Below are 15,559 nucleotides of genomic sequence, written 5' to 3'. Positions count from 1 at the left end.
TCCGGCGGCTTCACGAACGAATAGGCCGTGATCCTTCGCGCCCCCCTCTGCCCTGCCGGGCATCTCCCCCACGAGGGGGGAGATCGGCTAATCGCCAATTGACAGCCCCTTTCCGCCCCGCCATATCTCCCCCGTTAATGTTCTCAGGGCGGGGTGAAAGTCCCCACCGGCGGTAAGGGTTTCGGCCCAAGCCCGCGAGCGCCTTCCGGCAACGGGAGGGTCAGCAGATCCGGTGTGATTCCGGAGCCGACGGTTAAAGTCCGGATGGAAGAGAACGATCGCAAAGGACGGCTCGCTCGCGGGCCGGTTTTTGCGTCGTGCGTCCTGATTCTGGTTCGAAACGGAAGGATGGACCCATGAATCAGCATACCCCGAAAGACTATGAAACGACCCGCATCGCCGTCATTCGCGCGCGCTGGCACGCCGATATTGTCGACCAGTGCGTACAGGCCTTCGAGGCGGAGCTTGCCGCGCTCGGCGGCGGGCGCTTTGCCGTCGACATCTTCGACGTGCCCGGCGCCTACGAGATACCGCTGCACGCCAAGACGCTTGCCGCGACCGGCCGCTACGCCGCGATCCTCGGCACCGCCTTCGTCGTCAATGGCGGCATTTATCGCCACGATTTCGTGGCCGGCGCCGTGCTGGACGGCATGATGAATGTGCAGCTGTCGACCGGCGTGCCGGTGCTGTCGGCGGTGCTGACGCCGCACAATTGTCACGACAGCGCCGAACACCACCGCTTCTTCTTCGAGCATTTTACGGTCAAGGGCAAGGAAGCGGCCAACGCCTGCGTGCAGATCCTGGCGGCGCGGGAGCTGATCGCGGCGTAATCCAATGAAAATGGCCGGATTTCAGCCTTGCAACAAGAATTGCGGCCTCGATGGCCGCTGACGGTTGCGGTTCTGGCGAAATCCGGCCAGAAGCATCGGGGCTCGGCAACCGGCCGGCCCGCGACGTTGCGCTTGAAACCAGATACGGGAGACTATTGGGTGGCTCGCATAACACTGAGACAATTGCTCGACCACGCCGCCGAATACGGCTACGGCGTACCCGCCTTCAACATGAACAATATGGAACAGGGCCTTGCCATCATGGAGGCGGCCGAGGAGACCAAGTCGCCGGTCATCCTGCAGGCAAGCCGCGGCGCCCGCGCCTATGCCAATGACGTCGTGCTGGCCAAGCTGATCGACGCGCTGGTCGAAATTCACCCCGACATCCCGGTCTGCATGCATCTCGACCATGGCAACAATGAAGCCACCTGCGTGACCGCGATCCAGTACGGCTTCACCTCGGTGATGATGGACGGCTCGCTCAAGGAGGACGGCAAGACGCCGGCCGACTACGCCTATAATTCCGGCATCACCAAGCGCGTCGTCGACATGGCGCATTGGGGCGGTGTTTCGGTTGAAGGCGAGATCGGCGTGCTCGGTTCGCTGGAGAGCGGCGGCGGCGAACAGGAAGACGGCCACGGTGTCGAAGGCGCGATCAGCCACGACCAGTTGCTGACCGATCCGGAACAGGCGGTCGAGTTCGTCAAGGACACCCATGTCGATGCGCTGGCGGTGGCCATGGGCACCAGCCACGGCGCCTACAAATTCTCGCGCAAGCCGGACGGTGCTGTGCTGGCGATGAACGTGATCGAGGAGATCCACCGCCGCCTGCCCAACATGCATCTGGTCATGCACGGCTCGTCCTCGGTGCCGGAGGACCTGCAGGAGATCATCAACAAATATGGCGGCCAGATGAAGCCGACCTGGGGCGTGCCGGTGGAAGAGATCCAGCGCGGCATCAAGCATGGCGTGCGCAAGATTAACATCGACACCGACAACCGCATGGCGCTGACCGGCGCCATCCGCAAGGTGCTGACCGAGAACCCGAGCGAGTTCGACCCGCGCAAATATCTGACGCCTGCGATGGCGGCGATGAGGAGGCTGTGCAAGGAGCGCTTCGAGCAGTTCGGCACCGCCGGCAATGCGCAGAAGATCAAGCCGCTGCCGGTCGCTGAGATGGCCAAGCGGTACAAGTCGGGCAGTCTCGATCCGAAGTTTGGGTGAGGTGCTAATCTCCCCCCTCGTGGGGGAGATTGAGCTTTCACGGCGGGCAGCCCCCTAATTTCGTAAAAACTCGATCACCATTGCCGCCGTCCAGGTGAAGCGGCCGCCACCTAATGGCTCGCCGGTGAGCGGGTCGTAATATTCGGCAAAGCCGCTTTCGCCGATCAGGTCGAGACTGGACTGCGTGATGCGCCGGGCGACGTCGCCACGGCCGGCGGCATTGAGGCCGTCGGCGATCATGTAGTTGACCACCAGCCAGACCGGGCCGCGCCAGTAGCGTTTGGCGTCGAGGCGCGGATCGTCGGGATCGTGTGAGGGCACGACATAGCGCGCCTTGCCGGCAAGCCGCTCGACGCGTGCAGCGAGTGCCGCCGCGCGGCGTTCCGGAATGGCTGCGAAGGCGGCCAAAATGCCGCCGACGGAGGCGCTGTCGATCAGCTTGCCGGTGATTCGGTCGAGACAGAGATACTGACCGTGCGCCTCGCTCCACAGCCGCTCCATCGCCGCCAGACCTTTTGCGGCGCGGGCGCGGTTGGCTTCGGCGATCCCACTCTCGCCGAGCGCCTCGGCGAGATCGGCAAGATCGGCGCAGGCGCGGATGAGGATGGCGTTGAAGCCGGGGTCGACCACCTGAAATGGCGAAGCGTCGTGCAGCCTCGCATTGTCCCAGCCGAGTGCGCGAAAATGCTGCAGCAGCCAGAGATAGCGGTCGTACTGCTCTTTCGTCGGCCGATGCGCCGGATCGGCGTGCAAGGTGTCGCGGCGCGTATAAGGTTCGACGCCCTCAGTCGGCACGCGCTCGAAAGCGTCGTCCCAGTCGATCGAGTTGTCGCGGCCGGACTCCCAGGGATGGATGATGGCGACCAGCCCCTCACCCTCGGGGTCGCGGTTTTCGTAGAACCAGCGGTGCCAGGCGTCGATCTTGGGGAGCAGAGCGCGCGCCCGCTCCGCTGCCAATGTCCTGTCGCTGGCGCGATCGAACAGGCGGCGCACGGCAAAGCCGGCGACGGCCGGCTGGGTGATGCCGGAGGTCGCCGTCGGGCGGTTGGTTTGCCAGACATCGGGCCCGGGAAAATAGCCGTCGTTCCAGACATGGAAGATGATGTGCGGCACCATGCCATCCGGCCATTGATGCGCGAACAAAGTGTCGATCTCGGTCCAGGCGCGCGCCTCGTCATAGTGGGCAAGACCAAGCGCTGTCAGGCAGGAATCCCAGTTCCACTGGAAGGGGTAAAGGCCCTTGGTCGGGATGGTATAGGCGCCCTGGTCGTTTTCCCTGAGCACCTCGACGGCGCGGGCGATGGTTTCGTCGACGGCTAGAGAAGTCATGGATGCGTTCATTCTTTAAGGGATCAAAGGGCGTTGGTGGTTTCGGGATCGAACCAGCGGATGCGGTCGGGCTTGGGCGCCAGTCGCAGCTGCTCGCCGACCTTGACGCTGGCATTCGATTCCAGGATGGCGCGGAACAGGCCGCCCTCGACATCGCAAGTCACCAGCGTATGCGGCCCGAGCGGCTCGATGACGCGCACGGTGGCGTGCAGGCCTTCGCTGCCGGCGTCTACATCCTCCGGGCGGATGGCGAATTCTATTTTCTGCTTGTCCGATTTCGGGCCGGGCAGCGTCAGCCCGGCAACGCTCCAGCTGCCGTTTCCAGCCTTGGTCGCCGGAATAAAATTCATCGGCGGATTGCCGATGAACGAGCCGACGAAACGCGCCGCCGGGTTGCGGTAGACCTCGACCGGCGACGCGGCTTGGACGATGCGACCCTGATGCATGACGGCGATGCGGTCGGCGAGGCTCATCGCCTCGACCTGGTCGTGGGTGACATAGATGGTGGTGGTCTTCGAGGCCGCCAGCACACCCTTGAGCTCGGCGCGCATTTCGAGCCGCAGCAGCGCGTCGAGGTTGGACAGCGGCTCGTCCATCAGGATGACGTCGGGCTCCATGACGAGCGCCCGGGCAACGGCGACGCGCTGGCGCTGGCCGCCGGACAGCTGGCCGGAATAACGTTTTAGCAGCTGTTCGATATGCATCAGCTCCGCCGTGCGGTTGACGCGGCGCTCGACCTCTTGCTGCGGCAATTTCTTCATGCGCAGGCCGAAGGCGATATTTTCGAACACGGTCAGATGCGGGAAGACGGCATAGTTCTGGAACACCATGGCGATGCCGCGCTCGCGCGGCGGCAGATGGTCGACGCGGCGGTCGCCGATCCAAACTTCGCCTTGGCTCGGTGTCTCCAGCCCGGCGACGATGCGCAGCAGCGTGGTCTTGCCGCAGCCGGAAGCGCCGAGCAGCACCATGAATTCCTGGTCGGCGATGCTGAGATCGACCTGATGCAAAGCGGTGAAGCCGCCGAAGCGTTTGGCGACGCCCTTGATCGCGATCTCAGCCATGAGCGTTCTCCGTTTTGCGCGTCATCGGTTGGCGATCCCCCACATGGCGAACAGATATTTGCGGACGGCGAAGATGAAGATCAGCGCCGGCACGACCAGCGCCGCGCCGCCGGCGAATTTGAGATAGAGCGGCGACTCGCCGAGGCTCTGCAAAAGGAAAGCGGTCAGCGTGCGGTTCTCGATGGTGAGCACGGCGGCGGCGAACACCTCGTTCCAGGAAATGGTAAAGGCGAACACGGCCGAGGCCGCGATGCCGGGCAGCGCCGGCGGCAGGATGACCTTGCGAAACGCCTGCAGCCTGGTGCAGCCGAGCGTCCAGGCGGCCTCCTCCAACTCGACCGGAATGCCGGAGAACAGCGAGAAGGTGATCAGCACGGCGAAAGGCAGCGCCAGTGTGGTGTGGACCAGCGCCAGGCCGATCGCGGTGTCGTCGAGGCCGGTGCGGATGAACATCACCGCCAGTGGCAGCGCCAGCAGCGGCAGCGGGAAGGCGCGCGTCATCAGCACCAGGAAGCGGAACGTGCCCTTGCCCGGAAAATCGAAGCGCGACAGCGCGTAGCCGGCCGGGGCGCCGAAGCCGATCGACAGGATCATCGTCAGCGTGGCGACCAGAACCGAGTTCCACAACGCCTTGGCGACACCGGCGAAATTGACGAAGAAGGACAGACTGCCGAGATCGAAGGCGGGGAAGAAACGCTTGGGGAAAGCGGTCACCGCATCGGGCGACGACAGCGCGTTGACGATCAGGAGATAGATCGGCAGCAGCACCCAGACGCCAAGCAGGATCGCGGTCGCGACGAGCAGCCAGTCGCCGGCCTTGCGCGCATCGGCGACTGCTGCGACCGGTGTCTCGGTAACGGCGCTCATATGCGTGCTTCCTTGGGCACACGCAGCACCCTGAGGAAGAACAGCGTGAAGCCGATCGAGATGGCGAGGATGAGCAGCGCCGAGGCGGCGGCGACATTGCGATCCTGCAGCGTGAATTGCCAGTTGTAGGTTTCGCCCATCAGCACCGGCAGATTGGTGCCGCCAAGGGCGGCGACGACGGCAAACACCTCGAAGGCAAGGATGACGCGCAGGATGATCGCCGTCTGCAGGCTGGGGCGCAGCAGCGGCAGCGTGATGCGCACGAAGCGCTTCCACGGGCCGGCGCCGAACACTTCCGCCGCCTCGTAATATTCCTTGGGGATCAGCCCCATGCCGGCGACGAGGATGACCATCATGATGGCGGTGGCGCGCCAGATCTCGGCCAGCGCCACGGCGATGAAGATGGTGAGCTTGCTTTGGTAGCCGAGGAACATGATCGGCCTGTCGACGACGCCAAGGTCGGAGAGCAGCGTGTTGAGGAAGCCGGACTGGTCGAAGATGGCGAGCCAGATCAGGCCGGCGGCGAGATCGGAAATGCCGAGCGGGATGGCGAAGATGTAGAGCGCTGCGCTGCGCCCGGTTTCCAGCCGCGACACCACGCTCGCCATCAGCAACGCCATGGCGAGCTGGATCGGCACGACGATGGCCGCCAGCAGCAACGTGTTGCGCACGGTGACCGGAAATTTCCAGCTGCCGGCCATGGCGCGGAAATTGTCGAGGGTGAAGGCGCCGTCACGGGTCAGCGCCTCGAAGGCGACCAGCACAAAGGGGTAGAGGAAGAAGACGCACAGGAACAAGGTCGCCGGCATCAGCAGCAGATAGGGCAGAGCCTTGCCTTGCATGGTGGTGTCCTTTGCAGCGCCGCGGTCTGGGCGCCCGGAGTGCAACAAACTCCGGACGCCCCCTCGGGAGGATGTCTTATTGTTTGACCATGATCTTTTTCCGAAAACCGGCCTCCACTTTTCGCTGACGCGGTCCTTCGGTTCGGGATCATGGTCAGTCTACTGGACAGGCGCCCGTGGATGGCTTGTCGGGCGCCCAGCACGGCGCCTTGGCCTGGTCTATCAGCGCCTTGAGTGCGGCCGCCTGCTCTTCGAGCACGCCATGGACGTCTTCGCCGCCGAGCACGATGCGCTCGAAGCTATCCGTGTAGACCTGGTTGAACTTTCCGCCGAGATCGCCGAGCCCCATCGGCAGCAGCGCCGGCAGCGCGTCGGGTGCGCCGGTCATGGTGGCGATCGCCGGGCCGAATGCTTTCACCGAGGCCGGCATGTCGTCGGGCAGCTTGACGTCGACGACCGGAAAGAAATTGGTCGCTTTCAGCGTCGCAATCTGCGTCTCCGGCTTCAGCATATAGACGACCAACGCCTTGGCCTTGTCGACATCCGGCGATGTCTTGGGGATGGCAACGCCGGCGACGACCGGCATGAAGCCGCGGCCGGCGGGACCCGCAGGCGCCGGGAAAGCGACGAACTCGTCCGGCTTCTGGTTGAAGGCATCGGCTAGCCGCGCGACATGGTCGAACGCCACCCACACTTCGCCCGACAGCAGCGGCTCCTGCATGAAGGCGTAGTTGGTCGAATTCGGGTTGGTGTACTGCCACAGCTCCTTGAATTTGTTCCATGCAGTCTCGGCCTCTGGCGAGCGGAATTTGGTCACCATTGAGCCGGTGTAGGACGGGTAGAGAAAACCCTCGAAGAAGCGATGCTTCAGCCCCTTTGGACCGGCCGGAAAACCGAATTTCGGCGAGCCGGTTTTCTCGGCGATGTTCTTCGACCATTCGATCAGCTGGTCGTAAGTGATGGTGTTGAGATCGACGCCCTGCGGCAGATATTGCAGCGCCTGCTTGTTGGCAGCCATCAGATAGGTCGCCTGCATCCACGGCATGTATTTCTGTTCGCCGGTGCCGAGCGTGCCGAGCTTCTTGTAGGCCTCGTTGACCTTGAACCCGCCGACATCGACGGCCGACAGATCAATGAGGTTCGCGCCGACGGTGGAGAAGTCGCCATGCAGGCCGCCAAGCAGGCCGATTGTGCCGGTGCCGGCCTGCAGTTCGGCCTGCAGGCGCGTGAGCCAGGGGCCGTCCTCGGCGACCTGATAATCGACGGCGCCGTCAAAGCCTTTCAGCACCGCGTCGCGCATCTTCTGGGTTTCCTCGACCGGGCGCGCCTGCGTCGACCAGAACAGCACCTGCTGCGCCTGCGCGGCGCCGGCCGCCAGCGACAGCGTCAGCGCGGCGCCCGCCAATGTCCTCAACATCTTCATCATCGTCTTCCTCCCTGAATATGCGCCGTCGTTGCGGCGTCAGTTTCATGTGCGCGGTGCAGGCCCATGGCTGGCGCGCGGCACCAGCGTCGGCCGGATCAGCCGCGTTAGCGGCGCGGCAGGTCGTTCGGCGATGACAGTGAGCAGCATGTCGGCGATCTCGCGCGCGCACTGGCGGATCGAGGCGTCGAAGGTGGTGAGGCCGGGCGGCGCATAGGCCGAGGCAACGACATTGTCGAAGCCGATGACGGAGAGATCGCGCGGGACGCTGAGGCCGGCGCGAGCCGCCTCCTCCATCACCGTCAGCGCCAGCTCATCGAACAAGGCGATGATAGCGGTTGGCCGGTTGGAGCCTTGCAGCATGCGGTTGACCGCCTGGATGCGGGCACCACGGTCGAAACGCGGCGCCGTCGCCACATCGAGGCGCACCGACGGGTCGCCACGGCGGCCGATGGCGGCGGCAAGGCCGTCTTGTCTGAGATGCCGGAAGGTCATCGGCTCGGAAATCGTCACCAGGCCGAAATGGCGATGGCCTAGATGGTAGAGCATGTCGAAAGCCTCGCCGAAGGCATGGGCGCCATCGGTGTCGAGCCAGTTGTAGGCAAAGTCGCTGTCGAGCAGCCGGCCATGTGCGACGAAGGGAAAGCCGCGCTCGCGCAGATAGGTGAGCCGCTCGTCGACCTCGGCGATGCGGGTGACGACGACGCCGTCGGCGCGGCCGGATTCGACGACATGGCGCAGCACCGACAGCTCGGAATGGCCAAGGGCCGCGGTGGCAAGGATGAGGTCGGCGCCGTGCGACACCAGCCCTTCGCCGAGCCCGGTGACGAATTCGCCGAGGAAGGAATCGACCAGGTTCGGGCCTCTGACCGGCAGCACCAGGCCGACGAAGCCGCTGCGGCCGGACACCAGCGTGCGCGCCGCCGTGTTGGGAACATAGCCGGCCTGGCGCGCCGCTTGCGCGACACGCTCGCGGGTTTTCAAAGCGATCTGCTCATGCCCGGCAAGCGCGCGCGACACCGTCGTGATCGACAGGTCAAGGCTCGCCGCTAGTTCCTTCAGCGTGGTGACGCGGGTTGGCAACCGTTCCTCCCGAAACGAAGTGTTTGAAACGTTTGTAATTGGCTTTCGCCAAAATGCAAACGTTTTAAATTTGACTGAAGAGACTGCCGCACCGTTCTCGAACGACGATGCGTGTCGAAGCCGGTTGTCGGCCGCTGAACAAAGAAAAAGGCCGGGCGCGAAAGCGGCCCGGCCAAAAGAAGGTCAAGAACCTTCAGAGGGGAACACCGTTCGGTGGAATGGGAGGAAACCGCCGAACGATAATTCCTATATGCGCGTATTCGCGGCGGTTGGCGACGAACGGCTTTCTAAAACAGCCGCAAGATGCAGAAATTTGTTCCGCCCCAAATCACTTCAAGTGGCTGAGGCGCCGGTCTCCAACAGATCGGCATAGTGCCGGCGCGCCACGTCAGGATGCGAGCGCAGGCGGCTTTTCAGCACGTTGGTGCCGACATTGCGGAACAGCGGATTGTCGCGATCGCTGGCCGGTCCGCGCGCCTCAGCCGCCAGCTCCTCCGGCAGGTCGAGCAGCGGGATGGTGGCGTCGAGCCGGGCGCTGAAGAAGAACGGCACCGAGATGCGCTCGACGCCGGCCGGCGGCGTCACCACACGATGCACGGTTGCGCGGAGATAGCCGTTCGAGGCCAGTTCGAGCAGTTCGCCGATGTTGACCACCAGCGTATGGGGCAGCGGATCGACATCGACCCAGCTGCCGTCATATTCGACCTGCAGGCCCTTGGTATCGTCCTGCAGCAGAAGCGTCAGGAAGCCGCCATCCTTGTGCGCGCCGACGCCCTGGTCGTCACCGGTTGCGTTGCGGCCGGGATAGCGCACGATCTTCATGCGGTGGTTGGGCTCATTGCGGTAGATCGGATCGAAGGCATCCTCGGCCTGGTCGAGCGACAGAGCGAAGGCCCTGAGCAGACGGATCGCCACGGCGGTCGCCTTGGTCTGCCACGCCAGCAGCGCCGGCTTCAGTTCGGGCAGTGCTGCCGGCCACTGGTTCGGCCCTTGCAGCCGCGTCCAGGCGGGCACGCCGGGGCCTTGCGGGATGGCCGGGCGTTCGACGCCGATGTCGAGCTGTTCGCGCCAGTCGGCCTTGCCTTTGGTGAGCTCACCGCCGGCTCGCGTATAGCCGCGGAACTGCGAGGACTTGACCATTTCGATGGCCAGCTTGTCGGCCTCTGGCAAGGCAAAGAACCGTCGCGAGGCGTCGAGCACCTCGGCGGTGTCGGCAGCCGATATGCCGTGGCCGGTCAAATAGAAGAAGCCGACATCGCGCGCGGCCGTGCGCAGGTCGAACAGAAACGTTCGGTGCTCCGAGGCGCCCTGTTCGAGGCGGCTGAGATCAAGCACGGGTACGATCCTGGGCATGGTCAAGCTCCTTGTTTGCCGGCCCCGCTGTCACGGTGGCACGCAGGCTGGTTCAATCAAAGCAATGCGCAATCCAATCTCGAGGCGAATGAAGAAAGCCGGCGCTGCTTTTGGCTGCAGGCGGGCAAAGAACGTTCATGGCCGCTCATACGCGGCGGTCCAGCCTGGCAACCAGACGGTCGCCAATCCACTGGATGCCGCAGACAAGGATGATCAGCACGATGACCACGGCGACCATGACGCTGGTCTCAAAACGCTGGTAGCCGTAGCGGATGGCAAGGTCGCCAAGCCCGCCGGCACCGATGGCGCCGGCCATGGCCGAGGCGCCGATCAGCGTCACCAATGTCACGGTGAAACCGGCGACGATGCCGGGCAGCGCCTCCGGCACCAGCACCTCGCGGATGATCGTCCAGCGGTTGCCGCCCATGGCGCGCGCCGCCTCGATCAGGCCGCGATCGACTTCGCGCAGCGACACTTCGGCGATGCGCGCATAGTAGGGCGTGGCGGCGATCGACAGCGGCACAATGGCCGCCCAGGTGCCGATCGAGGTGCCGACAATCAGCCGCGTCACCGGGATCAGCGCCACTAGAAGGATGATGAAGGGCACCGAGCGGAAGCCGTTGATGACGGCGCCGAGTGCGCGGTTCACCCAGATGTTTTCAGCGATGCCGCCGCGCTCTGTGGCGATCAAGGCCAGACCGAGCGGCAGGCCGAAGACCAGCGAGATAAGGCCGGACGCCGCCGTCATCAGGACCGTCTCCCAGATCGAACGCAGCAGAAGCTCAAACAGAACCGGCGACATGGCCAAGCACCTCCACCCGCGCGTCGCGGGCTCTCAGGAATTCGATGACGTCAGCGAGATGGCGGGCATCGTTGCCCGCCACCGCCAGGAACAGCGTGCCGACGGGCTGCTGCTGGACATGGTCGATGCCGCCGTGGACGAGGCGGAATGGACCAGGCACCGCAACAGCGAGGTCCGATAGCAGTGGTCCCCGCGCGGCTTCTCCCGCGACGTCGATCCTGAGGATGAGTTCGGCGCCATCACCCGGAACAAGCCGGCCGGCAATCTCGGCCGGCAGCTGCGGGCGGATGCCGCCGAGCAGGCTCCTGGTTATCTCGGAGCGCGGCTCGGCAAAGACCGACCAGACCGGGCCTTGCTCGACAATGCGCCCGGCATCGATCACCGCAACGCGGTCGGCGATCGAACGGATCACTTCCATCTCGTGGGTGATGAGAAGGATGGTCAGGCCGAGCTGGCGGTTGATATCCTTCAGCAAGGCCAGGATGGAGCGCGTCGTCTCCGGGTCGAGCGCTGAGGTCGCTTCGTCGGACAAGAGCAGCGCCGGCCGTGCGGCCAGCGCCCTGGCAATGCCGACGCGCTGCTTCTGGCCACCCGACAGCGAGGACGGGTAGGCTTTCGCTTTCTCCGACAGGCCGACGAGATCGAGCAGTTCGGCCGCACGCGCCAGACGCTCTGCCTTGGGACGGCCCTCGATCTTGAGCGGCAGCGCGACATTGTCCTCGACCGTCTTGGCCGACAAAAGGTTGAAGTGCTGGAAGATCATGCCGATGCGCCGCCGCAGCGGCTGCAACTCACGCTCGCCAAGCCGGCCGATCTCGCGACCTTCGATGAAGACGTCGCCGGAGTCCGGCCGCTCCAGCCCGTTGAGGCAGCGGATCAGCGTCGACTTGCCGGCGCCGCTGCGGCCGATGATGCCGAGGATCTCGCCCTTCTTCACCGTCAGCGAAACGCCGTCGAGCGCAGGCGTCGCGCCAAAGCGGCGCTTCAGACCGACAAGGCGGACGACATCCTCCTGCCCGGCGGCAGATATGTTGACCGGATCGGCCGTTGCGGCCGCGACGTGCTGATTCATTTCACTGTCCGTTTCAACGGTACGAAAATGCAACGGCGGCCCGCTCAAAAGCGGGCCGCCTGCTCCTGACAGCCAGGCGCCGATCAATAGGCGCTGATCCCGGTGCCTTTGTAGACCTTGTCGAACTCAGCCTTGACCTTCTCGTTCTGGTAGGAGGCGACCAGCGTCTTCACCCAGGCCTCGTTCTCATTGCCGGATTTGACGGCGATGAAGTTGCGGTAGGGGTTGTCGGCTATCGGCTCCTGGGCGATGCGGTTGTCCGGGCCGAGGCCGCTCTTCAGCGCCCAGTCGGTGTTGACGACGGCCGCGTCGAGATCCTCGACAGAGCGCCCGACAATGCCGGCATCGAGCTCCTTGATGACCACCTTTTTCGGGTTCTCGGCAATGTCGGCGGTGGTCGCCAGGATGCCGGTGCCGTCCTTCAGCTTGATCACGCCTTCGTTCTGCAGGACGCGCAGCGCGCGGCCTTCATTGGAAGGGTCGTTGGGCAGGCCGATGACGGCGCCTTCGGGCAGGTCGGCAACCTTGGTGTATTTCTTGGAGTAGAGGCCGATCGGCCAGACGCCGGTATAGCCGACGCGGACGATGTGATAGCCTTGAGTCTTGATCTGGTTGTCGAGATAGGGCTGGTGCTGGAAGGCGTTGGCGTCGATCTCGCCGCGCTCCAGCGCCTCGTTGGGCTGGGTGTAGTCGTTGAACACCACGGTCTCGATGGCCAGGCCCTTTTCGGCGGCCTGGGCGACGACGACGCGCCAGACGTCCTCATCCTCGCCGCTGATGATGCCGACCTTGATCGCCTTCTTGTCCTCGGCGAAGGACGGCGTCGGCTGGGCCAGGCCGACAAGTGTCACGGCCGAGGCGAAAAGTGCCGCAAGGGCAGCTCGCCGGCCGATGGCTGAAAAAAGAAGAGAATTGGAGCCGTTTCCGCGTTCGGACATTGTCGATCCCTCGTAATCCTGAAGTCATTGCGGCTTGGTGGAATACCAAGCCTTGACGACATCATCGGCAATGCTCTCTGCCGGATCAAAGAACCGCATTTCTTCTCAAACACGAAGCCGGGAATATTCTCTCAAAGATTTCGCACTTGCGAGAACGACCCTGCCTAAACGATCAGAATGTCTCGACAAAGGGCCGCAGCTCGACCTCGAAACTCCAGGCGCTGCGATGTTGGCGATGGGTTGCGAGATAGGTCTGCGCGATCGCATCGGGCGACAGCTGGCTGTCCGGCCGCTCGGGCTTCTTCCCAACCGGCTCGATTTGGCCGTCGATGATGAAATGGGCGACGTGGATGTTTTTCGGCCCGAGTTCGCGCGCCATGGACTGGGCCAAGCCGCGCAGGCCGAATTTCGGCATGGCAAAGCCGGCCGAGTTGGCAAAGCCCTTGATGCTGGCGGAGGCGCCGGTGAACAGGATCGAACCGGAGCCGCGCGCCAAAAGCCGCCGCGCCGCCTGCTGGCCGACCAGGAAGCCGCCATAGGCGCCGACCAGCAGCGCCTGCTTGACCGCATCGGCGTCGACCTCGGCGATCGGGCCGCGGGTGCGGCCGCTGGCGTTGAAGACGGCAAGTGCCAACGGGCCTTGCTTGTCGGCGGCCTCGAACAGGCTTGCGACGGAGGCCGGGTCGGCGACATCGGTTTCGACGGCCAGCGCGCCGGTCTCCTCGACCAGCGCCGCGAGCTTGGCCTTGTTGCGGGCGGCCAGCACCACGCGATAGCCTTCCCGGGTCAGAAGGCGGGCCAGAGAGGCGCTCAAGCCCGCGCCCGCACCGGCGATCACTGCGACTTCGGATGGCATGTGGTTTCTCCCTGGCGATTGTGTACGGACATCGGCATATGCCGATGTCGCTTGTGACATAGCTGGCGTCTTGAGCGGCAAGAGACAAGAACGGCGTTGCTCGATTTTCGCCCTTCGGTGAAAAACGCTGCCGGCAAGTTCGAGCAGGCGTCGGCCAAGGTCTTGCCTGACGGGCCAATCCGTCCGACAGGTGATTCCCGTTGGAATCGCAAACGGTGTCGCAAGGGAATCGACCATGGAACCAATCTGGGCCGTCGGCCTGATGACCGGCACCGTGCTTGACGGCAATATCGACGTCGCGCTGATCAAGACCGACGGCGAGCGCATCGCCGATTTCGGCACCTATACGCTGGCCCCCTACCCGCAATCGATTCGCACCTTGCTGGAAGCGACGCTGCGCCAGGCGAGGGTGTGGAATTTCGACGGGCCGGAGCCGGTGATTTTTCGCGAAGCCGAAGACGCGCTGACGCGGGCGCAATCGGCGGCGGTGAAAGATCTCGTCGAAAGCTACGGCCTGACCATGGCCGATATCGGCGTGGTCGGCTTCCACGGCCAGACCGTGCTGCATCGCGCCCCGCAGCCTGGGCGGCGCGGCGATACGCGTCAGCTGGGCGACGGCGAGTTGATGCATTCGATCCTCGGCGCCAAGGTCGCCTACGACTTCCGCTCGGCCGATGTGCGAGCCGGCGGCCAGGGCGCGCCGCTGGCGGCCGCCTATCACGCAGCGCTGTTGAAGGAGGCCGACGCCAGCGGCGACACGGCCGTGCTCAATCTCGGCGGCGTCGGCAACATCACCTGGTGGGACGGCAAGGACAATGTCGTCGCCTTCGACACCGGTCCGGCCAATGCGCCGCTCAACGACTTCATCAAGGCGCATGGGCTGGGCGAGATGGACCGCGACGGCAGGCTGGGTGCGGCCGGCACGGTCGACGAAGCACGCTTGGCCAAATTGCTGCAGCATCCATATCTAACCAAGCCGTACCCGAAATCGCTCGATCGCTTCGACTTTACCGCTGCAATGGCCGACGGGCTTGGCCTCGAGGATGGCGCAGCGACGCTGACGGCCTTCACCGTTTCGGCCGTCGGCAAGGCGCTCGACCTGTTGCCGCGCCGGCCGAAGCGGCTGGCGGTCAGCGGCGGCGGCCGCCATAACCCGACGATGATGGCGATGCTGGCTAGCCGTGCCGATGTGGAGGTGGTCCAAGCCGAGACGCTGGGATGGAAGGGCGATGCGGTGGAAGCCGAGTGCTTTGCTTTCCTGGCAGTGCGCGTGCTGCGCGGCCTGCCGATCAGTTTTCCCAGCACCACCGGTGTGCCGCAACCGATGCAAGGCGGACGGCTGGCGGGTTAGGCCACCAGTTTCTTCTGCAGGAAGATGCGGCTGCGGCCGATGGGAAAGTCAGGCAGTTCGCCGAAGCGCCGGTAGCCCTGCCGCTCATAGACCTTGGCCGCGATGGGATTGAAGGTGTCGATCAGAGCGCCATGGCAGCCGCGCGCCAGCGCCTCACGCTCGGCGGCGTCCAGCATCTCGCCAGCCATATGCTGGCCCCGCACACGTTCATCGACCCAAAGCCATTGCACGTAGAGCCAGCCCCAGGCGGTGTATCCCGAAATGCCGGCGACGACAGCGCCGTCCTCGTCGCGTACGAAGACGGCGAGTGCTTTGCGGCCGGAAGGGCCGACATCGCCGTCATTGAACGCCGTCAGCCGCTCGGCCAGGAAGGTGAGGTCCTGGGCCAAGGGTTCGGCGGTGATTTCAAGGGTCGTTTTCATTGCTTGGCCATCTTGATGCCTGTCCACGTATCCTTTTCCCGTCGCCATACGTCTTGGATGTTGGCGGGCGATTGTGCCGGCCGGCAAACAGCGGAGAACGCGG

Annotated in this window: 15 protein-coding genes and 1 riboswitch; of the genes, 3 read left to right on the top strand and 12 right to left on the bottom strand. The window is 64.5% G+C overall.

Annotation, left to right across the window (positions count from 1 at the left end):
• Positions 1-135 precede the first annotated feature (135 nt).
• Positions 136-280, top strand: a riboswitch (FMN riboswitch).
• 76 nt (positions 281-356) lie between these two features.
• Positions 357-830 carry a 6,7-dimethyl-8-ribityllumazine synthase gene (locus AC1DZ8_RS21405; protein WP_477302276.1) on the top strand — a complete coding sequence of 158 codons (474 nt, stop codon included), beginning with the start codon at positions 357-359 and terminating at the stop codon, positions 828-830.
• A 159-nt stretch (positions 831-989) separates the two neighbouring features.
• On the top strand, positions 990-2,054 hold the full coding sequence (gene fba, locus AC1DZ8_RS21400; protein WP_477302274.1) for a class II fructose-bisphosphate aldolase: 1,065 nt from the start codon (positions 990-992) through the stop codon (positions 2,052-2,054).
• 54 nt (positions 2,055-2,108) lie between these two features.
• Here fba and AC1DZ8_RS21395 read toward each other — a convergent pair whose 3' ends face one another.
• The 11 genes from AC1DZ8_RS21395 to AC1DZ8_RS21345 form a co-directional block, all read right to left on the bottom strand.
• Positions 2,109-3,383, bottom strand: a complete 1,275-nt coding sequence (locus AC1DZ8_RS21395; RefSeq protein WP_477302272.1) for an amylo-alpha-1,6-glucosidase — start codon at positions 3,381-3,383, stop codon at positions 2,109-2,111.
• A gap of 23 nt (positions 3,384-3,406) precedes the next feature.
• The gene (locus tag AC1DZ8_RS21390; RefSeq protein ID WP_477302270.1) at positions 3,407-4,447 is read right to left on the bottom strand and encodes an ABC transporter ATP-binding protein; all 1,041 of its coding nucleotides are present in this window, start codon (positions 4,445-4,447) and stop codon (positions 3,407-3,409) included.
• Positions 4,448-4,468: 21 nt separating this feature from the next.
• Positions 4,469-5,314 carry a carbohydrate ABC transporter permease gene (locus AC1DZ8_RS21385; RefSeq protein ID WP_477302268.1) on the bottom strand — a complete coding sequence of 282 codons (846 nt, stop codon included), beginning with the start codon at positions 5,312-5,314 and terminating at the stop codon, positions 4,469-4,471.
• Positions 5,311-6,156, bottom strand: a complete 846-nt coding sequence (locus AC1DZ8_RS21380; protein WP_477302266.1) for a carbohydrate ABC transporter permease — start codon at positions 6,154-6,156, stop codon at positions 5,311-5,313. The genes AC1DZ8_RS21385 and AC1DZ8_RS21380 overlap by 4 nt, the downstream gene beginning before the upstream one ends.
• A 154-nt stretch (positions 6,157-6,310) precedes the next feature.
• Positions 6,311-7,582 carry an ABC transporter substrate-binding protein gene (locus AC1DZ8_RS21375; protein WP_477302264.1) on the bottom strand — a complete coding sequence of 424 codons (1,272 nt, stop codon included), beginning with the start codon at positions 7,580-7,582 and terminating at the stop codon, positions 6,311-6,313.
• 42 nt (positions 7,583-7,624) lie between these two features.
• Entirely contained in the window at positions 7,625-8,662 is a 1,038-nt protein-coding gene (locus AC1DZ8_RS21370) for a substrate-binding domain-containing protein (protein WP_477401596.1), read from the bottom strand.
• 333 nt (positions 8,663-8,995) lie between these two features.
• Positions 8,996-10,015 carry an isopenicillin N synthase family dioxygenase gene (locus AC1DZ8_RS21365; RefSeq protein WP_477302260.1) on the bottom strand — a complete coding sequence of 340 codons (1,020 nt, stop codon included), beginning with the start codon at positions 10,013-10,015 and terminating at the stop codon, positions 8,996-8,998.
• A 145-nt stretch (positions 10,016-10,160) separates the two neighbouring features.
• Positions 10,161-10,817 (bottom strand): methionine ABC transporter permease, encoded by a 657-nt coding sequence (locus AC1DZ8_RS21360; RefSeq protein ID WP_477302258.1) that lies wholly within the window; start codon positions 10,815-10,817, stop codon positions 10,161-10,163.
• Entirely contained in the window at positions 10,798-11,889 is a 1,092-nt protein-coding gene (locus AC1DZ8_RS21355) for a methionine ABC transporter ATP-binding protein (protein ID WP_477302256.1), read from the bottom strand. Before AC1DZ8_RS21355 ends, AC1DZ8_RS21360 begins: the two co-directional genes overlap by 20 nt.
• Positions 11,890-11,972: 83 nt before the next feature.
• Entirely contained in the window at positions 11,973-12,827 is an 855-nt protein-coding gene (locus tag AC1DZ8_RS21350; RefSeq protein ID WP_477302254.1) for a MetQ/NlpA family lipoprotein, read from the bottom strand.
• A 172-nt stretch (positions 12,828-12,999) separates the two neighbouring features.
• On the bottom strand, positions 13,000-13,683 hold the full coding sequence (locus AC1DZ8_RS21345; protein WP_477302252.1) for an SDR family NAD(P)-dependent oxidoreductase: 684 nt from the start codon (positions 13,681-13,683) through the stop codon (positions 13,000-13,002).
• Positions 13,684-13,918: 235 nt separating this feature from the next.
• Here AC1DZ8_RS21345 and AC1DZ8_RS21340 point away from each other — a divergent pair, with 235 nt between their 5' ends.
• Positions 13,919-15,034: an anhydro-N-acetylmuramic acid kinase gene (locus AC1DZ8_RS21340; RefSeq protein WP_477302250.1), complete on the top strand. Its 1,116-nt coding sequence runs from the start codon at positions 13,919-13,921 to the stop codon at positions 15,032-15,034.
• On the opposite strand, the gene AC1DZ8_RS21335 is transcribed toward AC1DZ8_RS21340, so the two are convergent.
• Positions 15,031-15,456 carry a GNAT family N-acetyltransferase gene (locus AC1DZ8_RS21335; RefSeq protein ID WP_477302248.1) on the bottom strand — a complete coding sequence of 142 codons (426 nt, stop codon included), beginning with the start codon at positions 15,454-15,456 and terminating at the stop codon, positions 15,031-15,033. The two genes, AC1DZ8_RS21340 and AC1DZ8_RS21335, sit on opposite strands and share 4 nt — an antisense overlap.
• Positions 15,457-15,559 lie beyond the last annotated feature (103 nt).

This window comes from Mesorhizobium sp. P2_F7 (assembly GCF_056403695.1).
Note: the sequence above shows the minus strand (reverse complement) of the source record. Positions and strands in the feature narration are given on the sequence as shown.